Here is a 22,528-nt window from a genome sequence, read left to right on the forward strand (position 1 = left end):
CCGGGACACCTCGTGCTCGGCCCGTGGCGCGCCCGCCGGGTAAATCGGTTGCCCGACGTGACCGGCCGCTGCTGGAATCGTCCGGCGAACGACGGCCGAACGGCCGGCGACACCGAACGGCCGAGGAGACGGTTATGCGAGGAACTCTCATGTCCATCGAGAAGGGAATTTCCATCTACCCAGAGGACATGACAGTTCGTGCGTACGTTGAACTTGGGAATTCTGGCGCATGTCGACGCCGGTAAGACCAGCCTGACCGAGCGGCTTCTGCACGCCGCCGGTGTCATCGACGCGATCGGCAGCGTCGACGACGGCAATACACAGACCGATTCACTCGCCCTGGAACGGCAACGCGGAATCACCATCAAATCCGCGGTCGTCTCCTTCGCCGTGGACGACATCACGGTCAACCTCATCGACACCCCCGGACACCCGGACTTCATCGCCGAGGTCGAGCGGGTGCTGAGCGTGCTCGACGGTGCGGTGCTCGTCGTCTCCGCCGTCGAAGGAGTGCAGGCGCAGACGCGGGTCCTGATGCGGGCCCTGCGCCGGCTGCGCATTCCCACCCTCGTCTTCGTGAACAAGATCGACCGAGGCGGCGCGGCCCCCGAGCGGGTGCTGCGGGGCATCTCGGAGAAGCTGGCCGAAGCGGTGATCCCGATGGGCGCGGTCGAGGCTCCGGGCACGAATGCCGCCTTCTTCACCCCGTCCACCGCGGCCGACCCCGCCTTCACCACCCGGCTGGTCGATCTGCTCTCCGGACAGGACGACGCACTGCTCGCGGCGTATGTGCGGGACGAGACAGCGGTGTCGTACGACCGGCTCCGTGACGAACTGGCCGCACAGACCGCACGGGCACAGGCGCATCCGGTGTTCTTCGGCTCGGCCATCACCGGCGCCGGTGTGGACGCGCTGATCGCCGGGGTGCGCGAGCTGCTGCCTGCGGGCGAGGGCGGCGGCGACGGCGACGGGCCGGTCTCGGGGACGGTGTTCAAGGTGGAGCGCGGCCCGGCGGGCGAGAAGATCGCGTACGTCCGGATGCTGTCGGGCACCGTGCGAACGCGGGACCGGTTGCCGGTCCGGTCCGACGCGGAGGGCAGGGTGACCGCGATCCAGGTGTTCGACCGGGGTCCGGCCGTGCGCAGCCCCGCGGTCACGGCCGGGCAGATCGGCAAGCTGTGGGGTCTGCACGACGTCCGCATCGGTGACGCGATCGGCACCCCGTCCGACTCCCTCGCGAGCGGCCACCACTTCGCCCCGCCGACGCTGGAGACGGTCGTCGTACCCGTCCGGGCCGCCGACAAGGGCGCGATGCACGCGGCACTCAGCCGGCTCGCCGAGCAGGACCCGTTGATCGATCTGCGCCAGGACGACCTGCGCCAGGAGGTCGCGGTCTCGCTCTACGGCGAGGTGCAGAAGGAGGTCATTCAGGCGACGCTGGCCGCCGATTTCGGCGTCGACGTGACCTTCCGCGAAACGACCACCATCTGTCTCGAACGACCGGTCGGCACGGGCAGCGCACTCCAGATCATCGACACGGACCAGAACCCCTTCCTGGCGACGATCGGTCTGCGCGTCGACCCGGCCCCGGTCGGATCCGGTGTGGAATTCCGGCTGGAGATCGAACTCGGATCGCTGCCGTATTCCTTCATCACGGCGGTCGCGGAGACCGTGCCGAAGACCTTGCGGGAGGGAATTCACGGATGGGAGGTCACCGACTGCACGGTGACGATGACGCATTCCGGATATTGGGCGCGGCAGAGCCATTCCCATGCCGTTTTCGACAAGAGCATGTCCAGCACGGCGGGGGATTTCCGCGATCTGACGCCAGTGGTCCTGATGACCGCGCTGCACGAAGCCGGTACGCGGGTGTACGAGCCGCTGCACCGGTTCCGGCTCGAATTCCCGGCTGATCTGCTGGGGCAGATGCTGCCGGTGCTGGGCCGCCTCCGGGCGAACCTCAGCACGCCTGTGCCGAGGGGGATGTCCTACGTGCTGGAGGGCGAGATCCCCGCGGCGTCCGTGCACACACTGCAACAGCAACTGCCCGCTCTGAGCCGGGGAGAGGGGGTGCTGGAGACGGAGTTCGCGCGCCACCAGCCGGTGGTGGGCAGCGTGCCGACCCGGCCGCGGACGGCTCCGGATCCGCTCGCCGGGGCGTAGGCCGTCCCGTCAATCCACCGGGCGGACGCACGCGGCCCGCCGCCCCGGGGCCCGGCCATCACAGCCGGGCCCCACCGGGTCCGCCACTCGCCCGCCCGGCGGGCGGGCCGGGCGGACAGCTGAAAGCGGTACAAAGCAGGCGTACGCTGACGAGAAGGCCGTAATGCACCGCGTGTGCGCATGGAGGCGGCGCATGACCGATCCTTTCGGCTTCCTCAGAACCCCCCGCCGGCCCGTCCCGCCGCGCCCCGTGACAGAGCGGTTGAACGACTGGGACGAGGTCTACGCCGGGCAGTCACAGCTGCCGCTCGTCGCCGAGCAGGCCGGACGCTGCATGGACTGCGGAATACCGTTCTGTCACCACGGCTGCCCCCTCGGGAACCTGATCCCGGAGTGGAACGCCTACGCGACCCGCGGCAGCTGGCGCGACGCGGCGGAGCGGCTGCACGCGACGAACAACTTCCCGGAGTTCACCGGACGACTGTGCCCGGCGCCCTGCGAGGACGCCTGCGTCCTGACCATCAATGCCGATCCGGTGACGATCAAGAACGTCGAGAACGCCATCGCCGACGAGATCTGGGCCCGCGGCTTCGCCACCCCCCAACCGCCCGAGCGTCTCAGCGGGAAGACCGTGTCCGTGGTCGGCTCGGGCCCGGCGGGGCTCGCGGCGGCGCAGCAGCTCACGCGCATCGGTCACACCGTCGCCGTGTACGAGCGCGCCGACCGCATCGGCGGACTGCTGCGCTACGGCATCCCGGCGTTCAAGATGGAGAAGCAGCACCTGGACCGGCGGCTCGGCCAGATGCGGGCGGAGGGCACGAAGTTCCGTACGGGCGTGGACGTGGGCGGCGATCTCGACGCCACCGAACTCCTCAGACGGCACGACGCCGTGATCCTCGCCGTGGGCGCGCGGGAGCAGCGGGAGCTGCCCGTCCCCGGCCGGGAGCTGTCGGGCATCCACCAGGCGATGGACTACCTCACCTTCGCCAACCGGGTCTGCGAGGGCGACTACGCCGCGCCACCCGTCACGGCCGCCGGCAAGCAGGTGGTGATCATCGGCGGCGGAGACACCGGATCCGACTGTCTGGGCACGGCCCTGCGCCAGGGCGCGGCCTCGGTCGTCCAGCTGGACATCAATCCGGAGCCCGGCGAAGCGCGACGTGCCACCGAACCCTGGCCCGTGTACCCGAAGGTGTACCGGATCTCCCATGCGCACGAGGAGGCCCGGGGTCGTGAGGGCACGGATCCGCGGGTCTTCTCCTCCGCCACCCTGCGCTTCGACGAGGGTCGCGCGGGACAGGTGGGCGCGCTGCGTCTGACGGAGGTGGAGCCGACGGCCAGACAGCCGCGCCCGGACACGGAGCAGAGAATCCCGGCGGACCTCGTCCTCCTCGCCCTGGGCTTCTCCGGTCCGGAGCGGAGCAGCGGCCTGATCGCGCAGCTCGGGCTGACGCTGGACGACCGGGGCAACTTCGCCAGGAACGCCTGCTTCGCGGCCGAGACAGTGGAGCGGACCGGGCCGGCACGCTCACGGGCGGAGGGGGTCTTCGTCGCCGGTGACGCGGGGCGCGGGCAGTCCCTCGTGGTGTGGGCCATCGCGGAGGGCCGCTCGGCCGCGGCGGCGACGGACAGGTACCTGAGCGGTTCCACCGTGCTCCCGGCTCCGGTGGCACCTCAGGACCGGCCGCTGGTGGCGTGACACGGGGCGTGCCTCGCGCAACAGGCCGAACTCCGCTTCCCTGCAAGGCATTCCACGGCGGCAGGGCAGTCCGCGCTCTCCGACGCGCCCGGCTACGGCTTGCTGCCGGTCCCGTCCGGCGCGCGGCCCAGGCACACCGCGACGAGAGCGGCGACGGTCGACCGTGAGAGCAGATGCACCGCCCGGCCCGCCGGCGAGACCCCGACCGCGTGCCGGGGCACCCGCAGGCGCAGAGCACCCGGCGCTACGGCGAAGACGACCGGCGGTTCGAACGTCACCGCCTCGCCGTCGACTCCCACGGCCAGCGGGCCGCCCGAGCGCACCTCGAACCGCTTCGCCGTCCACTGGCGCCAGCCGGGGAACCGCTGGATCTGCCCGGTCGCCCGGAGGGTGGTGAACCTCAACGCTTCGGAGGCGTCGCGGACCGTCAGCGTCACCACGCCGAGCAGTCCGGAATCCAGGCGCTCGCGGGTGCCGAGCCCTTCGAGGCGGTCGAGGAGGTAGGGGCCGTTCGAGACGAGGATCAGGTGCGCGGTGGTGAACTCGGTGCCGTCGGGTCCCGTGAAGCGCAGGTCGGGCGGTTCGGCGTCCGGGCCGAGGAAGTCGGGCATGGTCTCCGCGGCGGTTCTGAGCTTGGCATCGCGGTAGCGGGGTGTCTGCACCACGTGCGCGTACAGGCCCAGTGAGACGTTGTTGACGAAGACGCGGCCGTTGACGGTCGCCAGGTCGATCCGCCGCTCCGTCCCGTCGGTGAACGCGTCGAGAGCGCCGATCACGTCGTCACGGTTCAGACCGAGGTCGAGCGCGAGGTGGTTGCGGGTGCCCGCGGGGACCACGACGTAGGGAATCCCGTGGCGTGCGGCGACGTCGGCGACGACCGCGTGAGAACCGTCCCCGCCGGCCATGCCGAGGGCGTCGGCTCCTCGCGCGACAGCCTCCTCGGCGAGTTCTCGCAGGTCCTTCCCGGGCCGCAGCGGGACTGCCTCGATGCCGCGGCGGCGGCATTCGTCCGCCAGCCCGAACCGCTCGACCTTGCCTCCCCCGGACCTCGGGTTCATCAGCAGGACCGGCCGGGCCGGCCTCGGTGCGGGTCGGGTGACCGTCGCCGTCCTGGCGCGCCGGCGCAGTGCGATGCGTGCCGCCGCCGCGGACAGCGCGATCAGCACGAGGATCACCGCGACCCGCGACAGGTCGAGATCCGCGAGAATCCCGGCGGCGAGCAGCACGACGAACGCGAGGGCGGCGACCAGGCCGGCTGCGGCGCGCCGCAGCCCCGTGCGGGTGACGACGTGCCAGCCGCCGATCACTCCGACGAGCAGCGCCACAACGGCCGCCAGCAGGGCGGCCCAGTTCCTGAAGGCTCCGACGACCAGGGTGATCAGTGCTGCGGGCAGTGCCACCAGGGCGACGGACGCGGCAAGACGCTCGACGGGGCGTGGCCGGCGCGTACCGTCGACGCGGTCCTCCGAGGCAGGCATCGGGGCGCGACGGCTGTCAGGAGCCCTGATGGTGGAACAGCGCGCCGACCTTCTCCCGGAACTCCGTACCCCGGCTCTCCCGATGCCGTCTGCGCGCCTCCCGCACCGCCGTGGCTGCGGCGTCCTGTGCGGCCCTCACCTCGGCGGTCACTTCCTCCGCCGGGACCCGGACGACCGTGCCGCCGAGGCGCGTGGCCATGGTGTCGACGACCGCGGGGTCCGTCTCGGTCATGCCGACGATCAGGACGTTGTTGCCGTCGGCGACACCGCGGCTGAAGTACGTGAGGCTGTCGAGCGAGTCCGCCGCGTCCTCGTGGTCGGCCACCATCCCGATCATGGTCCCCGCGCCCCAGCCGAACAGCAGCCCGACCGGGCCGCCGAGCAGTCCGAGCAGCGCGCCGATCGATCCACCGAGGAGCGTGGAGTGGCCGGCAGACGACGTATAACTCTCGGGCACCGACAGAAAGCCGGCGGGTGACCGCTCCATGATCGCCGCCTGGTCCACCCCGGGAAGCTCGGTGACGAGGTGGAAGGCTTCATAGGCGTGGCTGGGATCCCCGAAGGTGAGGAAGAGGACCTTGTCGTCGGGGGAATCGGAGGCTTCGGGCGACACGGAGGAGTCATGGGACATGGTCTTTCCTTTCTCGGCGCTCACCCAGCGGATCACGGTCGAGGAGCCCCCACCACTCGCATGCTCATTGTGCTCGCACCCGTCATGCGCCGCCCGGTGTCCACGTCCACCTGCGGCCCCAGGGGGCGCGTCTTGACCTCAAGCGTGGTTGACGTTCGAGACTCGAGACCTGACCGCGGCCGGGATCCCGGCGGCGACCGAGGTGAGGGGTGACCGCATGCACGCGATCCGTGTGGACGGGTACGGGGGTCCCGAGGTACTGGTGCCGGTGGAGGAGCCGGACCCGGTGGCGGGACACGGAGAGGTCGTCGTACGGGCCGAGGCGATCGACACCATCTTCGTCGAGACGCAGATCCGTGGCGGCTGGGGCGAGGCGTTCGGCATCACCCCGCCGTACGTGCCGGGAGGGGCCGCGGCCGGGATCGTCGTCTCCACCGGCCCCGGGGTGGACACGTCGTGGACCGGGCGTCGGGTGCTGGCCGGGCCGGGCACGAGAGGTACGTACGCCGAACTCGTCCGCACCGGCGTCGACCGGCTGGTTCCCGTTCCCGACGGCCTCGGCCCTCGGGAGGCCGCCGCGCTCGCCCACGACGGCGTGACCGGCATGGGCATCGCGGAGGCGGCGGGCATCACACCGGGCGACCGGGTGCTCGTCCTGGGGGCCGCGGGCGGCATGGGCACACTGCTGGTGCAGCTGGCGCACGCGGCCGGGGCCCGGATCGTCGGGGCGGCGCGGGGGGAGCAGAAGCTGGCGCTGGTGAAGCGGCTGGGCGCCGATGCCGTCGTCGACTACACCGAGGACGGCTGGACGGAGGACGTCCGCGAGGTGTTCGGGGGACGGCCCGTGGACGTCCTGCTGGACGGGGTCGGCGGCGAACTCGGCGCACGCGCCTTCGCCCTGGTGGCGGACGGCGGCCGCGTGTCGGCCCACGGCGCGTCGAGCGGCGGGTTCGCGGAGCTCGACACGGAGAGCGCGCGGGCGCGGGGCATCACCCTCCGGGGGATCGCGGACGTGCAGTTCGGAGCGTCGGACGTGGTGCGGCTGGCGACGAAGGCACTGGCCGAGGCCGAGGCGGGGCGGCTGCGCCCGGTGATCGCACGGGAGTTCCCGCTGTCCCGGGCGGTCGACGCCCACCGTGCGATCGAAGCCCGTTCGGTCCCGGGCAAGGCGCTGCTCATTCCGTGACCGGTGGGGCAGGACGCCGCCTGCGCCGGCCCGCGAGGTGCGCGAGCGCCGAGCGGGCGGCCCGGGCACGTGCCGATCCGCTCGGGCGCGTCGGCGAGTGCCCGGTCGACTGCGTGCGGCGGGTGGCCTATCGAGGCTTGCGCTCCGCCTCCAGCAGGGCCATCACCGACGCCAGTTTCGCCGCCCTCGCCGCGGGCGTACGCGCCCGCAGCAACTGGAGGATCACGCCGTAGCGATCGGTCTTGTTGAGCCCGTCGAAGAAGGCCTTCGCCGTCTCGGCGGCGTCCAGGGCGGCCGCCAGGTCGGGCGGCACACTCGCCGTCTTCTGGGATGCGTACGCCGCTTCCCACCGGCCGTCGGCCTTGGCCGCCTCGACCTGCGCCCGGCCCGGTTCCCGCATCCGTCCGGCCTCTTCGAGCGCCGCGACCTTGTCGACGTTGACCTGGGACCACTGGCTCCTCGCCCGGCGAGGGGTGATCTTCTGCAGGTAGTACGCCGCGTCGAGCGAGCGGCGCTGACCGTCGATCCAGCCGTAGCAGAGGGCGACGTCGATGACCTGACCGGGCGTCACGGACCGGATCCCGGAGCTCTTCTTTGCGAGCTTCAGCCACACCCCTGCCGCACGTCCGTGATGCTCGGCGAGCCAGGACTCCAGCCGCTCGTCGCCCTCGAAGAAGAGGACCTCCACCCCGTCGATCGGCTCCATGCGTCCTCCGTCCGCCCGCGCCCGGCCGGGCGTTGCCCCACGGACCAAGTCTCGCGTACCCGTGACCGCGGCGCGCGAGCTTGGCACAGCCCCGGAGAGGTGGTTAGGTTAGGCATACCTAAGTACCTCGACAGCGGAGATCTGGATGCGCCTGTTCACCACCCCCGTCGCGCAGCCGACCAGCGCGGAACGAATCCGGTCGATCCTGATGGCAGCCGACTCGATGACCATCGTCACCGACGAGGGGCGTACCGAGGTCTCCCGGCTGCACGGGCCCGGCGCCACCGAGCACATCCATCTCCACCCCCCGACGGACACCGGCCAGGACCCCGCCGATGGCACCGGCGTGGACGGCGCCACGGACGGACCCACGCACGCCACGCTGGAGTTCACCGACATCGCACCCACGCCGGTGCGCGACCGGGTCCGCGCCCGGGTCCTCCTGGCGGGACGGCTGCTGACCGCCTCGGGGCACACGGCACCGACGGGCAGCCGGTGCATGGAGCTGGCCCACGCCGTCCTCGACACGGGAGAGGAGCGGATCACCGTCGGCCTCGAAGAGCTGATGGAGGCCGACACCGATCCCCTGGCCACCTGCGAGGCCGGCATGCTGACGCACCTGGTCGACGACCACAGCGACATCGTCGGACTGCTCCTGCGTCTGGTGAAGCCGCGTCTGGTGCTGGGCGTGCAGCGAGCCCTTCCGGTCGCCATCGACCGGTACGGCATCACCCTGCGTCTGGAGTACGCACGCTCCCACCAGGACGCCCGCCTGCCGTTCCCCGCACCCATCAAGGACATCGACCAGGCCGGCGTACGCATCCACGCGCTGCTCAACGCGGCACGGCACCGGTCGCCGCGGAGCCGGCTGCTGAGCGACTCGTAGACCTCCGCGTCCCTCCGAGCGCCTCAGGCCCCGCTCGGCCTCAACTGCCGCATACGGCTGTCGAGTTCGCGCCGGTAGAAGTCGATGAACCCGTCCGGGTCCGGGCCGGAGTTCATCATGACCAGGCGGTCGAAGCCGGCGTCGACGTACGGCTGCGCCACCGCGACATGGCGTTCCGGGTCGGAGCCACAGGCGAAGTGTTCGAGGATGTCCTCCTCGCGCACCGTGCCGGTCGCCGCGTCGAAGTTGACCGGGTTGGGCAGCTCGCTCATCACCTTCCAGCCCGTCAGCGCCCAGCGCGTCGTCTCCAACGCGGCCTGCGCCGCGGTGTGTTCGTCGGGCGCCCAGGCGAGGGGAACCTCCGCGTATCCCGGTCCGCTGCCACCGGCGGCGCGGTACTGCGGGACGATCTCCGGGTCCGGATCGGTGGCGAACAGGGCGTCACCCAGCTCCGCCGCGATGGCCGTCGACGCCTTTCCGCTCACGGCCACCGCGATCGGCGGCAGTTCGTCGGGGAGGTCGAAGACGCGGGCGTCCTCGAGGCGCAGGTGCTTGCCCTCGTACGACCGGTAACCGCCGCGCCAGAGCAGCCGGATGATCTCCAGCGCCTCGCGCAGCAGCTCGTGGCGTTCGGCGACAGCCGGGTAACCGCGGCCGACGACGTGCTCGTTGAGCCGCTCCCCCGAACCGACACCCAGGGTGAATCGGCCGTCCGACAGCAGCGCGAGCGTCGCCGCCGCCTGCGCGATGATCGCGGGGTGGTAGCGGATGGTCGGACAGGTCACGCCGGTGGCGAGTTCGATGCGCTCGGTCCTGGCGGCGATCGCGCCGAGGACGGTCCAGGCGAAGGGCGAGTGCCCCTGGTTGTCCAGCCAGGGATGGAAGTGGTCGCTGATCTCGACGAAGTCGAAGCCCGCCTGCTCCGCCAGGACAGCCTGCCGTACCAGTTCGGCCGGGCCGAACGCCTCGGCCGCCAGCTTGTACCCGATCTTCATGAGCTCCTCGCCCCGTCGCGCCGTCCGGTCCGCGCAGGGGTACCCCGCCGCGGAAATCCCTAACGGGCCGGGGCGCTGAACGGGGGAGCGCACGTCACCGCTCCCCCGGGCGGCGCCTCCGCTACCGGCGTCGGCGCAGCAGCACGGAGGTGCTCACGGCGAGCAGCGCGAGCACGGCGGCCACGGCCCCGATGAGAACGGTGGAGTGGTCCTTCGTGGTGTCCGCCACGGCCTGCGGCCGCCCCGCTCCCCCGACGACGGGCTGTTGCGGCGCGGGCGGTGGCGTGGAGGCCTGTGGGGGCGGGGCCTGCCCGGCCGCCGACTCCTCGGCCGTCGCCGGTCCCGCGGTGGCCGGCTGCTTCTCGGGAGGCGGAGCCGCCTCCTCGGGCGCGGCCTGCGCCGGCGGGGTGTTCTCCTCGCCCCGCAGCACCACGTCGGAACAGGAGTAGTAGGTGTCCGGCGTATCGGTGTTCCGCCAGATCGTGTACAGCACATGACGCCCGGTCAGCCCGGCGGGAAGCTTTCCGCGGATCCGGTACGCCCCGTCCCTGAGCGCGGGGTCGGTCACCCTGGCGAACGGCTCGCGCTCCAGATCGGACCAGCGCAGCGGAGCGGCCGGATCGTAGCCCTGCTTGGTGAGATACATGCTGAACGTGCCCCGGTGCGGAATCGTCGATCGGTACGTCATCGTGAGGCCGGCACCCGCCTTCAGCGGTGTGGTGGGCCAGTCCACCCGTGTGGCGTCCAGTCCCCGGTAGTCACGGAGTCCCGCACTGCACAGCTGCCCGTCCGGGATCACCTGACGGTCCCTGCCCCGCACGTCGGCCACGCGGAGGTTGTCCCATGCGCCGAGTGCCGTGCCGCCGTTGGCCGCGACGGCCGTGCGGCAGGCCGCCGATCCCTGCTGGGTTCCCTCGGGACCGCACGCGGCGATCCTGCTGAGCGGGTCGGTCGGCGCTCCGTGGGCGTGCGCCGGCCCCGCTGCGAGCGTCGTGAGCACGAGCGGCACGACGCCGACGAGCGCGGCGACGGTGGCGGTGCGATGCGCGGTCATTCTCGGCAGACCTCCTTGGTGGCCCGGCGGCCTGCCGTGTATTACGCGCGGGTCCGCCGCGGTGTTCACCCTGATGGCACAGCGGTCCCTCCCGTCACAGCGACGGGCCGCGCCCGTACTGGGACACTGCACATGGGCCTGGAGAGCCGCCCTGAACCCCGCAACTCGTCACGAGCAGTCAGTGGAGGAATCATGGCCAGTCAGTTCGAGGCAACGGTCGAGGTCAACCGCCCGATCGAGGAGGTGTTCGCCTTCCTCGGCGACGGTACGAACGACCCCAAGTTCAGCCCGAGAGTGCAGAAGATCGACAAGACGCCGCCGGGACCGACGACGGTCGGGACCGTCTTCACGAGCACCGTCAAGGACGCCGGACTCACCACCAAGCGCGAGTTCCGCATCACCGAGTTCACCGCTCCCACCAGAATCCGCTGGGCCGAGACGTCGAAGAACCTCGTGACCGCGAAGGAAGGCGGCTACGACCTCGAGTCCACCGGCCCGGGGACCACCCAGGTGCGCATCTTCAACGTCCTGGAGGGCCACGGCATCGGCAAGGCCCTCGCCGGACTCGCCGTGAGCGCGGCCCGCAAGGACGCGCATGCCTTCGGGCAGCGGATCAAGACGGCCGCCGAAGCCTCCTGAGGGACACGCCTCGCCCTGTCCTGAGGGTCACCTCCCCGGCCCCGGCCCCTCCGCCCGAGCGGAGGCGAACGGTCCGCGTCCGCGCACTGGCCGCTCCCGCCCAGCACTGACACGATGGCAGTCCGGGCAGTCACAGGACGGGAGCCGGCCATGCTCCTCGGGACATGGAACCTCGAGAACCTCTACCGGCCCGGAGGGCCCTACGGGCCGCGTGACGGGGTCGTCTACGAAGCGAAACTCGCCGCGCTCGCCGCCACCGTCGAAGCGCTCGGACCGACCGTCCTCGGCATCCAGGAGGTCGGCGACCCCGAGGCGCTGAAGGACCTGGCGGGCTTGCTGCCGGGGACCTGGCACACGGCGCTGTCGGAGCACCCGGACGGCCGGGGCATCCGCGTCGGATTTCTCAGCAGGCATCCGCTCGATGTCGTCTCCGACACCCAGACGTTCCCGCAGCGGCTGCGTGCCGTGCAGAGCGACGACAGCGCCGACCCGACCGCCACGATGGGCCGCGGGGCGCTCGCGGTGCGCGTCGAGCCGGACGACGGGCCGCAGATGTGGGTGGCCGTCTGCCATCTGAAGTCCAAGCTGCTCAGCTTTCCCGGCAACCGGTTCCAGCCGCACGACGAGGGCGAGCGGGCGCGGTACGCGGCCTACGCGCTGTTCCGCCGCGGTGCCGAGGCGGTGACCATGCGATCCGTGGCCGACGAGTTGCTGGCGGAACAGGGCAAGGAGCGTGCCGTGGTCGTCCTGGGCGACCTCAACGACGAGCCGGCCGCCGCCACGACACAGATCCTGCACGGCCCGCCGGGCTCCGAGATCGGCACGCCCGGCTTCCTGCGCGAGGACAAGGGCGATGCGACGCGCCTGTGGAACGTGGCGCCGTGGATTCCCGAGGACCGGCGCTACTCCCGTGTCCACGCCGGACGGCCCGAGCTCATCGATCACATCCTGATCAGCCATCAGCTCCTCGACCGGGTCGCGGCGGCCGGCACCGGCATCGTCGGCGCCGCCGAACCGCCGCCGCTTCCGTCGGTCGACGAGGTCCCCACCGAGCGCCGCGATGCCACGGGCTCCGACCACGCGCCGGTCTGGATACGGCTCGGCGACTGACGGTGGATGACCGGGACGGACCGCCGGCCCCGGCGACTTGCCCAGGTGCGGGTTGCTCCTGTGCGCCCGACACGTCCGTCACACGGCGTACGCCACCGCCGTCCGGGCCCTCCCGGCCCAGCGCACCGCGGGTCCCATGGCCAGTCCGGCCGCGAGGAACAACGCGCCCAGGATCAGCCACCCGACGACACCCAGGCCCACGACCAGCGTGGTCAGCAGAACCGGCCCCAGCATCCGCGCCACGGGTACACCCGCACCGAAGAAGCCCTGGTACTGGCCGTGCCGCCCGGCGGGGGCGAGGTCGAAGCTGATCTGCCAGGCGCCGGCCGACTGCATCATCTCGCCCCACACCTGCAGCGCCGCCCCCGCGAGCAGCACGGCGACGGCGACCCGGGCCGGTACTCCCGCGGCGGCCGAGAGGGCGAAGACCGCGCAGGAAGCGAGCATCGCCACGCCACCGCGCCGAACTGTCCTGGTGGCGCTGGGCAGATCGCGTACGGCGGCGGCCGTGCGGACCTGGAAGAGCATCACCGCACCGGTGTTGAGCACAAGGAGTGCGGAGACGGTCCAGCCGGGGGCCGATGTCCGCTCCACGATCCACAGCGGGATGGCGAGGCTGATCAGCGGCATGCGCAGCAGCATGATCATGTTGAGGAAGGTCACCACGGCGTAGGGAGGATCTCGGAACACCGCCTGCTGCGTCGCGGCGGTCCGGTGCGGCGGGCGGTCGACTCGGGCATCGGGCAGCCTCAGCAGGACCAGGGCGCAGAGCGCGAAGGCCGCCGCGTCGAGGACGAAGACCGACAGATACGCCTCGCGGCTGCCGAAGTGCAGGGCGACGCCGCCGAGCGCGGCGCCGACGGCGAGCCCGGCATTGAGCGTCGACTGGAGGTACGCGAGCGTTCCGGTCCGCTCCTCCTTCGCCACCAGGGAGGCGAGCAGCGCCTGGCGGGCAGCGGCCAGTCCGCACTGAGCCGTTGCGTAGCAGCAGGCGGCCAGCAGGAAGAGGGGGAAGGAGCGCACGAAGAGGAACGAGGCGACGGAGGCCGAAGTGGCGAGCGCCAGGACGACCGCCGTCGGCCGCGGCCCTCTGCGGTCGGCGAGCTGACCGAGTGCCACGCCCGCGAGTGAGCCGATGCCCCAGGCCACGGTGAGGCCCAGGCCGATCCGGGCCGGTGAGAGTCCGACGACCCGGGCGAAGTACAGGGCGGAGCAGACGTAATAAGCGCCGTCGCCCAGCGAGTTCACCAGCTGGGCGAGGGCGAGCGTCCGCGGGGATCCGCTCGGCGGCACGATACGCAGGGGCATGCGGCTCCTCGGGAGGGTGCGACCGTTCCGGCCGCTCTGCCCTTCACCCTAGGAAGCCGAATGGCCCAGAACACTGGCCACTTGGGCTCGTATCGACTGGGCCATTTACCGGCAAGCGTTCATCGGCGAAGCCGGTCGACCCGCCACGGGGCGGGCCGACCGGCGCTCTGCGCACATCCCGTCGAGGAAACACCGTCACATGGAGGTGCGACTGCTCCTCATCGCGACGGCCGTGCAGACCAGCCCCAGCAGGAAGGTGAGACCGCCGATGATGATGTTGGTCCAGATCACTCCCGCGTCCGGGCTGCTGCCCACGATCCAGGGTGCGATGATCAACCACACGCCCATGGCGCACATCGCCCCGCTCAGGCCGTACATCCGCGCCGGCATGACGGTGAAACCGATCGCGAGCACCGCTATGGCGATACCCATGATCAGGTTGTGCATCGCGAGTGCCGGCTGGTTGCCCGCGAAGTGGACCACCCATGGGGAGACCGCACAGGCGAGGCCGACCAGGAACACCGGGCCGTCCACCAGGGCCACATCACGTCCGCCGAGCACACGTGCGTAGCGGTCCTGCATTTCGTCGATGTCGGGATGACCCGCGAGGTCTCCCCTGTGTGAAACGTCGGCCATGCGACTCGCCTCCTTCTTCTCGCTGCAAGTCGGACCGCGTCGCGCGGCAGAGCCACGCTCCTCCAGTTTGCGCTTATCTGTTCCTTATGTGTAGTGATCCGGAGCGACAGATTCCGATATCCGCTCCGCGCCCGCCCCGCGACGCCTGATCGCGAAACCGGCTGAATAGGATGCCGCTCATGGAACAGCGCGTCTTGGGCAGGACCGGTCGGAACGTCTCCGTCGTGGGGCTGGGCACGTGGCAGCTCGGCGCGGACTGGGGTGATGTCCGCGAGGAGGACGCCCTCGCCGTGCTCGACGCCGCGGTGGACGCGGGCGTCACCTTCTTCGACACGGCCGATGTGTACGGTGACGGCCGCAGCGAGCAGCTGATCGGCCGCTATCTGCGGGAGCGGCCGGACGCCGGCGTCGTCGTCGCCACCAAGATGGGTCGCCGCGTCGACCAGCTCCCCGAGAACTACGTCCTCGACAACTTCCGCGCGTGGAACGATCGTTCCCGCCGGAACCTGGGTGTGGACACCCTCGATCTGGTGCAGCTGCACTGCCCGCCGTCCTCCGTGTACTCCTCCGACGCCGTCTTCGACGCGCTCGACACCCTCGTGGCGGAGAAGCGGATCGCGGCCTACGGAGTCAGCGTCGAGACCTGCGCCGAAGCGCTCACCGCCATCGCCCGCCCGGGCACGGCGAGTGTGCAGATCATCCTCAACCCCTTCCGGCTCAAGCCTCTGGAAGAGGTCCTGCCCGCCGCCGTGGAGTCGGGCGTCGGCATCATCGCGCGGGTGCCGCTCGCGTCCGGCCTGCTGTCGGGCAAGTACACGAAGGACACGGTCTTCACGGCCGACGACCACCGCACGTACAACCGCCACGGTGAGGCCTTCGACCAGGGCGAGACCTTCTCCGGCGTCGACTACGGCACGGGCGTCGAGGCCGCGGCCGAGTTCGCCGCACTCGCTCCGGAAGGAGCGACACCGGCCGCCACGGCCCTGCGGTGGATCATCCAGCAGCCCGGTGTCACCAGCGTCATCCCGGGCGCCCGGTCCGCCGAGCAGGCGCGCGCCAATGCCGCGGCGGCCGCACTCGCCCCGCTGCCGCAGGTCACGCTGGACGCGGTGCGGGACCTGTACGACCGCAGGATCCGCGCGCAGGTCCACCACCGCTGGTGACTCGGCTCGCGGCCACGCGACGGCCGACAGCCCGAGGACGTACGACCGCCGGCGACTCCGGGCCGTACGACGGTAGGCAGCACCGGCCCCACGGCCATCGGCAGCACCCGGTCCACGAACCATCACGCACGACCGCCGGCAGCACCCGGTCCACGAACCATCACGCACGACCGCCGGCAGCACCCGGCGCCTCGGCCCCTCCCGCACCTACCGGAGGGGCCCGGTGGCCCCGCCGGTAGGGTGATGGCCCTATGCGCCACTCCTCCCGCCGCACCCGCCACCACCGCTTCCGGCGGCCGGTGCCGGCCGTTCTCGCCGTCTGCCTGACGGCCGCGGGAATCGCCGGGTGCGCGGCCGACACCGGCGCCCGCGACGACGGAGCCGCCCCCCAGGTGTCGCCGCCCGTCTCCGCCTCACCGCTGTGGCCCCAGTACTCGGGGCCCACCCCCGACGAGGGTGAGACCGCCGCCCCCTACCGGCGCTATGTGAACGTCAAGGGCATCGAGGTGCCCGCCGGTGACCTGCGGCGGGTTTCCGTCCTGCGGCTGCTGGAGCAGGACCCCAACGTCCCTCAGCTCGTGCGCACCGCCCTGCAGAGCTGTCCCGGCGGCAGCTGCGGCCTGCGCACACCCGTGTACCGGGATCTCACCGACGACGGCAGGGACGAGCTGGTGGTGGCCCTCGACGATCCGGTCGGCGGCCTGACGCTGGTCCAGGTCTACCGCGCCTTCGGCACGTCCGTGCGGCCGATCCTCATCAGCTGGAACACCATCGGCGCCACGGGCGTGACCCTCGGCAACGACCTGATCCTCTCCTCGACCGGCAAGGACGGCCGGTTCACCACCCGCTACCGCTGGAACGGCACCGAACTCGTCTCGACCGCACCGCAGGACGCCCTCGGCGGTGACGAGCCCTCCGTGACGCCGGCGCCCCCGGCCGACGCGACACCGGTCCCCCCGAACCCCGCGACACCGATCCCCCCGACCAGGACGCCATGATGAGCAGCCCCCACATATCCCCCGGCACGGCCGAAGAGGCACATCTGCTGCTCGTCGAGGACGACGAGGTCATCCGCAGCACCGTCCGCATGCTGCTGGAGCGGTACGGCTTCACTGTCTCCACGGCCGCCGACGGCCTGACCGGCCTGGAGATCTTCCGGGAGCGCAACCCGGATCTGCTGCTCCTCGACGTGATGCTGCCGCACCTCGACGGCATCGGACTCTGCCGCCGTATCCGGGAGTTCAGCCTCGCCCCGATCCTGATGATGTCCGCACGCGGCGACTCCCTCGACGTCGTCTCCGGGCTGGAGGCGGGCGCCGACGACTATGTCGTCAAGCCGTGCGAGAGCGCGGTGCTCGTGGCCCGTATCCGCTCCCTGCTGCGTCGCGCGTCCTTCACCCCGGTCCCCGACACGGCCCCGGAGACCGCGGTCCTCGTCTTCGGCGAACTCACCATCGACACCCGCGGCATGGACGTGCTCCGCGACGGGGCGCCCGTCGCCCTCACCCCCACCGAACTGCGCATGCTGCTCGAATTCGCCGCCTCCCCGGGCGTGGTGCTCGAACGCCGGACCCTGCTCAGCCGGGTGTGGGACCACGCCTGGCACGGCGACACCCGGGTCGTCGACCTCCATGTGCAGCGGCTGCGGGCGAAGATCGGGTCCGACCGGATCGAGACCGTCCGCGGTTTCGGCTACAAGTTCCGGCGCTGACCATGCCGTTGAGATGGCGTATCGCCGCCCTGGTCGCCGCCGCGATCTGCTCGGTCGCCGCCGCGGTCGGTGTCCTCGTCCATCACGCCTCCCGCGACCGCGAACTCACCCAGGCGCGCGACGCCGCCCGCACCACGCTCGACCGGGCCGCGGTGACCTACGCCCGTACGGGCACGGTCGAGGGCACGGGCGCCGTGCTCGACGCTCCCGGGCTGCCCGCGGGGCTGCGCGGGATCGCGGACCGAGGCCATCAGGGGACGGAGTTCTCCACCCGGCCCACCGGTCCGGCCATGTGGGCCGCGCGCCCCGCCGGCGAGCAGGTCCTGTCCGTACGGATCGACATGACGACCACGCTGAGGGACATCAGCGCGCTGGACACGACGATCGCCTGGGCCGGCGCCCTGACGACCGCGGCCGTGCTGCCGCTCGGCGTGATCATCGCCGGGGGCATGAGCCGCCGGCTGCGGTCCGCCGCCGGCACAGCCCGGCGCATCGCTGCCGGGGACCTCGACGCCCGTATCGAGGCGCCGCCCCGGCCCCGGGACGAGATCGCCGAGATCTCCGCCGCCGTCGACACCATGGCCGCCGCACTGCAGCAACGGCTGCGCAGCGAGCAGCGGTTCACGGCGGACGTCGCACACGAACTGCGCACCCCGTTGATGGGACTGGTCACGGCGGCGGAACTGCTTCCCGACGGTGAAGCGGCCTCCTTCGTACGCGACCGGGTGCGTGTTCTGGCCGCCCTCGTGGAGGATCTGCTGGAGATCTCCCGCCTCGACGCGGGGGCGGAGGAGGCCGATCTGTCGCCCTGCCGGCTCAGCTGTCTCGTCGAGGACATCACGAGACTTCACGGGCTGCCGGCGGAGCCGGTCGAACTCGTCGTCGAGGACGACGCGCCGACGGCCGAGGTGTGGACCGATCCGCGCCGGCTGGAGCGCATCCTGACCAATCTGATCGTCAACGGGCACCGGCACGGCCGCCGTCCGGTCACGGTCACCGTCGCCGCTGACGGGCGGACCGTGACGGTACGGGACAGGGGACGCGGCTATCCCGACACTCTGCTCGACGACGGTCCGCAGCGGTTCCGCACGGGCGCGCGCGAGCGCGGTACCGGTCATGGCCTGGGTCTGACCATCGCCATCGGCCAGGCTCATGTGATCGGGGCGCGACTGGAGTTCGCCAACGCCGCCGACGGCGGTGCGGTGGCCACCCTTCGGCTTCCCCCGAAAGAGCCGATACACGGCTGATACATCTCCGAGGCAGAGCCGATGGCTCGCTTCGGGTTTCCGAAGATCTTCGGCGCTGAGGATGGCGCCATGCGAACCACTGGGAGTCCTGACCGGACAGCGGAGTTGCCGAGCACGGGCGAGGCCGGCGGGACTGGTTCGCCGAGAGCGGTCACGGAGGACTCCGGACGGCGCTCACGGCGGCGCGGCCGGGCGCTCACCCGGCGGCGCCGGCACCGGTCCCCGCGGCAGAAGGCGCGGAAGCGGCGCGGGCTGCGCCGGCTGCTCACATGGCGGAAGGCGCTCGCCGCTCTCATCACCGTATGCGCGCTGGTGACGGGCACGTTCGCCGTCCTGTACGTCGCGATCGACATTCCGCGCGCCAATGATCTGGCCAAGGCGCAGAGCAATGTGTATCTCTTCAGCGACGGCAGCCGGCTCGCCCGTACCGGCGAGATCAACCGTGAGACGGTTCCGATCGACCGGGTGCCAAAGGACGTCCGGCTCGCCTTCGTCGCCGCCGAGAACAAGGACTTCTACACCGACTCCGGTGTCTCGTTCTCCGGCACGGCACGCGGCATCCTGAACACCGTCACCGGCCGTGGCACACAGGGTGGTTCGACCATCACCCAGCAGTACGTGAAGAACTACTACCTGAGCCAGGAACAGACCGTGACCCGCAAGGTCAAGGAACTGATCATCTCGCTCAAGGTCGACCAGCGGAACTCCAAGTCCGACATCCTCGCCGGATATCTGAACAGCAGTTACTACGGACGTCAGGCCTACGGCATCCAGGCGGCCGCCCGGGCCTACTACCACCGGGAGGTCGAGAAGCTGACGGTGGAACAGGGCGCCTATCTCGCAGCGCTGTTGCAGGCCCCGAGCCAGTACGACTGGGCGATCGCCGGCCCTGAGGGCAAGCGCCTCGTCACCCAGCGCTGGAACTACGTGCTCGACAACATGGTCGGCCAGGGCTGGCTGGACAAGACCGTGCGCGGGCGGATGACGTTCCCCGTGCCCGTGGGACCGTCCCCGACGGCGGGTCTCTCCGGGCAGACCGGGTATCTCGTGGAAGCGGCCCGGCGCGAACTGATGGCGTCCGGGGTGAGCGAGCAGGAGCTGGCCGGCGGCGGCTGGCGGATCACGCTCACCGTCGACCCCCGCAAGCAGAAGGCCCTGGAGAAGACGGTCTCCGCGGCGGGCGGCACACCCGGCGGGCCCGTGCTGGACAAGAACATCCAGGCGGCAGCCGTGTCGATGGACCCGAGGAGCGGCCATGTCGTCGCCCTGTACGGCGGCCGGGACTACATGCGCCAGTACATCAGCAACGCCACACGCGCCGACTACCAGATCGGTCCCCTGTTCGAGCCCGTCGTCGTGGCGGCGTCGATGGAGGCCAAGGCCGACGAGCGCGCACCGGCCGACGACGACACGATCATGGACACCGCGAACGCTCTCGGCATGGACCTGAAGCCGCGGGATGTCGCCTCGCAACAGGCCCTGTCCCTCGGTCTCATGGGGGCGAGTCCGCTGGAGATCGCGGGTGTCTACGCCGGGTTCCGGCACGACGGGAAGAAGGTCACCCCGTCCATCGTGAAGTCGGCCCAGCGGGACGGCGAGGTCACACCGCTGCGGGACCCGGTCGGAGGCCGTGCCATCAGCTCACTGGCCGCCGAAACGGTCACCGACGTCCTCGGCCGGGCATCGGGCCGGCGTGATGCCGTGCCGTCGATGTGGACCGAGGACGGCCGCGAGGACGTCACTCAGAACTCCGGCCGCAGTGACGACGGCAAGGCGGAGTGGTTCGTCGGCTCGACCGAGGAACTGCTCACGACGATCGGGCTGTTCGGCGAGAACGCCACCACGCACAAGCAGATACCGCTGCCGAACGCCGGGGAGGGACACCCGGCCAGGATGTGGATGACCTACACGCAGACGGCGCTCGGCGGTGGCGAAGCGTACTTCCCGGGGGCGGCGCCCGAGCCGACGTTCGGCTGAGCGGCGCCGGCGGCACGCCGGACTCACACGGATGCAGCAGGCGCAACCCGAGGGCGGACCAGCAGAAAACCGCTGGTCAGCGCCTTCGGACGGGCGGAGATCCGCCCGATCGGCGGTACGCTTCACTGTTGCGCAGGGTTGATCACCTTCACACGGTGAGTGAGAGGCAGTCCCATCTCTGGAAGGAACCCCTGCATGCGTCTCACATCAGTGACCCGCGTTCTGACACCGCCCGCCCTGTGCGCTGCGCTCGTCTTCACGGCGGTCGGCCCCGCGGCCGCTGTGACCTCCGTCCCCGACACCATCCCCGCCGCGGCCGCGACACAGTCCGCCATCCCCGGCGCCACCGAGCTGAGCCGGCAGGTCGAGGTCATGCGTCACACGCACGGCGTTCCGCCGGCGATGACCGACTTCCTCACCGATGTGCTGGCGACGGACGCCGGGCGCATGCCGCTCGCGACGGCCATCAGACACAAGACCAACCTTCAGGTGGCCATGGCCACTCTGGAGATGAACCGTACGGACCGGTCCGTCCGCGCGGACGTGATCGGCGACGCGCTGGCCGACCTCCAGAAGACGCTCGACGAGCTGCTGGGCGCCGTCACGTCCGGCCTCACAGGCGTGGTCGGCTCGCTGCTGGGTGTCGTCACCGGTCTGCTCGACACGGTGCTCGGCACGGTGACCGGTCTGCTGTCGGGTGTCAGCCTTCCGGCCGCGGCCCCGGCGGAGACCGCCGCCCTCCAGGCGACGCCCGCACTGCCTGCCACCGCGATTGCCCCCGAGGTCCCCGCCCTGCCGTGACCGCGCGATGGCGGGTCCGATGACGGGCCCGCCATGCGCCGGATGTCCGGCACTCAGCGGGGCGGCTTCGCCCGGCGCATCCGCAAGGGGGCGTCCGCGCCCAGATGCGTGAGGACATCGGCGAGCAGGAGGCGGGCGGCGTCGACCCGTTCGGCCCCGAGCGCGGTGATCACCTCGCCCTCGATCGCCGCCCGGTGCCGGCGCGCCGCGGTGATCACCCCCCGGCCCCGTTCGGTGAGATCGACCAGGCGGGCCCGTGCGTCGGCGGGATCGGCCCGTCGCACGAGGTAGCCGCGCCGCTCCAGATCGGCGACGGACTTCGACGCCCCCTGCTGTGTGACCCCGAGCCGCTCGGCGAGTACGCCGATGGCAAGAGGCCGTTCGATCAGATGCTGGAACACCACACCGTCGGCGAAACGGCTGTCGTCGAAGCCGTCGGCCGCCAGCCGCCGTTGCAGGTCGTCGGCGAGACCCCAGCCCGCAAAGAGCGAGAGCAGCGAGAGACCGGCGTCGGCCGGATCGAAATCGGTCACCCCGAAAGAGTACAACCCCGGTTGTGCATCCGGTAACGTACAACCATGGTTGTGGAAAATGCTCACACGCGGACCACTCTGGTCCCGGCGGAGATCGCCGAGGAGTTCATCAGCGTCGCCCACCGCATCGTCTGGTGCACGGTGGCCACCGTCGACACCCGCGGACGGCCGCGCGGCCGGATACTTCATCCCTGGTGGGAGTACGCCGAGACGGGCCTCACCGGCTGGATCGTCACCCGGCCCACCCCGGTCAAGGTGGCCCATCTGGCCCGGATGCCCTATGCGACCTGCTCCTACTGGGACCCGACCCACGATGTCGCCCTCGCGGACTGCGCGGTGGAGTGGATCGAGGACACCGCGACGCGGACGCGTATCTGGGAACGGTTCCGGGACGCACCGCCGCCCCTCGGCTTCGACTTCTGGAGCAGCTTCCCCGACGGGCCCGAGGGCGGGACGACCTCACTGCTGAGGCTCGACCCCTATCGCCTGCGTGTCAGCGGCATGGCCGCACTGCTCGGCAAGAAGCCCCATCTGAACTGGTCCTCGCCAGCGGCCGCTTGAGCAACGGCCCGCGGGCCGCCCCCGGGGGGGGCGGGGGGGGCCCC

General features: G+C 71.3%; 21 protein-coding genes. 13 read left to right on the top strand and 8 right to left on the bottom strand.

The annotated features are described in order from the left end of the window. Positions 1 to 198: 198 nt before the first annotated feature. Entirely contained in the window at positions 199 to 2,163 is a 1,965-nt protein-coding gene (locus ACFWU3_RS21905) for a GTP-binding protein (RefSeq protein WP_384439997.1), read from the top strand. A gap of 193 nt (positions 2,164 to 2,356) precedes the next feature. Then, complete coding sequence (locus ACFWU3_RS21910; protein WP_384440000.1) at positions 2,357 to 3,862, top strand: glutamate synthase subunit beta; 1,506 nt, start codon at positions 2,357 to 2,359, stop codon at positions 3,860 to 3,862. A gap of 92 nt (positions 3,863 to 3,954) precedes the next feature. Here ACFWU3_RS21910 and ACFWU3_RS21915 read toward each other — a convergent pair whose 3' ends face one another. After that, the gene (locus ACFWU3_RS21915; protein ID WP_384440003.1) at positions 3,955 to 5,340 is read right to left on the bottom strand and encodes a diacylglycerol/lipid kinase family protein; all 1,386 of its coding nucleotides are present in this window, start codon (positions 5,338 to 5,340) and stop codon (positions 3,955 to 3,957) included. Positions 5,341 to 5,356: 16 nt separating this feature from the next. Then, on the bottom strand, positions 5,357 to 5,971 hold the full coding sequence (locus ACFWU3_RS21920; protein ID WP_384440006.1) for a histidine kinase: 615 nt from the start codon (positions 5,969 to 5,971) through the stop codon (positions 5,357 to 5,359). Positions 5,972 to 6,188: 217 nt separating this feature from the next. Between ACFWU3_RS21920 and ACFWU3_RS21925 the strand changes: the two genes are divergently transcribed. Beyond that, a complete protein-coding gene (locus ACFWU3_RS21925) occupies positions 6,189 to 7,157 on the top strand; it encodes a zinc-binding dehydrogenase (RefSeq protein WP_384440009.1) in 969 nt (322 codons plus the stop codon). A 127-nt stretch (positions 7,158 to 7,284) separates the two neighbouring features. Here the strand turns inward: ACFWU3_RS21925 and ACFWU3_RS21930 are convergent, their stop codons facing one another. Next, complete coding sequence (locus ACFWU3_RS21930) at positions 7,285 to 7,863, bottom strand: YdeI family protein (protein WP_384440012.1); 579 nt, start codon at positions 7,861 to 7,863, stop codon at positions 7,285 to 7,287. A 145-nt stretch (positions 7,864 to 8,008) separates the two neighbouring features. Here ACFWU3_RS21930 and ACFWU3_RS21935 point away from each other — a divergent pair, with 145 nt between their 5' ends. Next, on the top strand, positions 8,009 to 8,749 hold the full coding sequence (locus ACFWU3_RS21935) for a DUF2470 domain-containing protein (RefSeq protein ID WP_384440014.1): 741 nt from the start codon (positions 8,009 to 8,011) through the stop codon (positions 8,747 to 8,749). A gap of 23 nt (positions 8,750 to 8,772) precedes the next feature. Here ACFWU3_RS21935 and ACFWU3_RS21940 read toward each other — a convergent pair whose 3' ends face one another. Together ACFWU3_RS21940 and ACFWU3_RS21945 are read right to left on the bottom strand one after the other, a co-directional pair. Next, positions 8,773 to 9,744, bottom strand: coding sequence for a TIGR03557 family F420-dependent LLM class oxidoreductase (locus tag ACFWU3_RS21940; RefSeq protein WP_384440017.1), 972 nt, complete (start codon positions 9,742 to 9,744; stop codon positions 8,773 to 8,775). Between the two features lie 121 nt (positions 9,745 to 9,865). After that, complete coding sequence (locus ACFWU3_RS21945; RefSeq protein WP_384440020.1) at positions 9,866 to 10,798, bottom strand: lytic polysaccharide monooxygenase; 933 nt, start codon at positions 10,796 to 10,798, stop codon at positions 9,866 to 9,868. A gap of 192 nt (positions 10,799 to 10,990) precedes the next feature. On the opposite strand from ACFWU3_RS21945, the gene ACFWU3_RS21950 reads away from it, so the two are divergent. Next, a complete protein-coding gene (locus tag ACFWU3_RS21950) occupies positions 10,991 to 11,437 on the top strand; it encodes an SRPBCC family protein (protein ID WP_384440022.1) in 447 nt (148 codons plus the stop codon). 150 nt (positions 11,438 to 11,587) lie between these two features. Continuing rightward, positions 11,588 to 12,547: an endonuclease/exonuclease/phosphatase family protein gene (locus tag ACFWU3_RS21955; RefSeq protein WP_384440024.1), complete on the top strand. Its 960-nt coding sequence runs from the start codon at positions 11,588 to 11,590 to the stop codon at positions 12,545 to 12,547. 78 nt (positions 12,548 to 12,625) lie between these two features. Here the strand turns inward: ACFWU3_RS21955 and ACFWU3_RS21960 are convergent, their stop codons facing one another. Then, entirely contained in the window at positions 12,626 to 13,855 is a 1,230-nt protein-coding gene (locus tag ACFWU3_RS21960) for an MFS transporter (protein ID WP_384440027.1), read from the bottom strand. A gap of 195 nt (positions 13,856 to 14,050) precedes the next feature. Then, on the bottom strand, positions 14,051 to 14,491 hold the full coding sequence (locus ACFWU3_RS21965) for an SPW repeat protein (protein ID WP_313942594.1): 441 nt from the start codon (positions 14,489 to 14,491) through the stop codon (positions 14,051 to 14,053). A gap of 179 nt (positions 14,492 to 14,670) precedes the next feature. On the opposite strand from ACFWU3_RS21965, the gene ACFWU3_RS21970 reads away from it, so the two are divergent. From ACFWU3_RS21970 to ACFWU3_RS21995, 6 genes are all read left to right on the top strand, one after another. Continuing rightward, positions 14,671 to 15,654 carry an aldo/keto reductase gene (locus ACFWU3_RS21970; protein WP_384440030.1) on the top strand — a complete coding sequence of 328 codons (984 nt, stop codon included), beginning with the start codon at positions 14,671 to 14,673 and terminating at the stop codon, positions 15,652 to 15,654. A 251-nt stretch (positions 15,655 to 15,905) separates the two neighbouring features. After that, complete coding sequence (locus tag ACFWU3_RS21975; RefSeq protein ID WP_384440033.1) at positions 15,906 to 16,652, top strand: hypothetical protein; 747 nt, start codon at positions 15,906 to 15,908, stop codon at positions 16,650 to 16,652. After that, a complete protein-coding gene (cseB, locus tag ACFWU3_RS21980) occupies positions 16,652 to 17,365 on the top strand; it encodes a two-component system response regulator CseB (RefSeq protein WP_384440036.1) in 714 nt (237 codons plus the stop codon). Before ACFWU3_RS21975 ends, cseB begins: the two co-directional genes overlap by 1 nt. Before the next feature lie 2 nt (positions 17,366 to 17,367). Next, a complete protein-coding gene (locus ACFWU3_RS21985) occupies positions 17,368 to 18,612 on the top strand; it encodes a sensor histidine kinase (RefSeq protein ID WP_384440039.1) in 1,245 nt (414 codons plus the stop codon). Between the two features lie 69 nt (positions 18,613 to 18,681). Then, positions 18,682 to 20,589: a transglycosylase domain-containing protein gene (locus ACFWU3_RS21990; protein WP_384440042.1), complete on the top strand. Its 1,908-nt coding sequence runs from the start codon at positions 18,682 to 18,684 to the stop codon at positions 20,587 to 20,589. Between the two features lie 195 nt (positions 20,590 to 20,784). Further along, entirely contained in the window at positions 20,785 to 21,390 is a 606-nt protein-coding gene (locus ACFWU3_RS21995; RefSeq protein WP_384440045.1) for a hypothetical protein, read from the top strand. A gap of 53 nt (positions 21,391 to 21,443) precedes the next feature. On the opposite strand, the gene ACFWU3_RS22000 is transcribed toward ACFWU3_RS21995, so the two are convergent. Next, positions 21,444 to 21,923, bottom strand: coding sequence for a MarR family winged helix-turn-helix transcriptional regulator (locus ACFWU3_RS22000; RefSeq protein ID WP_384440047.1), 480 nt, complete (start codon positions 21,921 to 21,923; stop codon positions 21,444 to 21,446). Between the two features lie 45 nt (positions 21,924 to 21,968). On the opposite strand from ACFWU3_RS22000, the gene ACFWU3_RS22005 reads away from it, so the two are divergent. Next, positions 21,969 to 22,484 (top strand): pyridoxamine 5'-phosphate oxidase family protein, encoded by a 516-nt coding sequence (locus tag ACFWU3_RS22005; protein ID WP_384440050.1) that lies wholly within the window; start codon positions 21,969 to 21,971, stop codon positions 22,482 to 22,484. Positions 22,485 to 22,528: the final 44 nt, after the last annotated feature.

The sequence above is a fragment of the Streptomyces sp. NPDC058685 genome, from assembly GCF_042714725.1.
GTDB lineage: Bacteria > Actinomycetota > Actinomycetes > Streptomycetales > Streptomycetaceae > Streptomyces.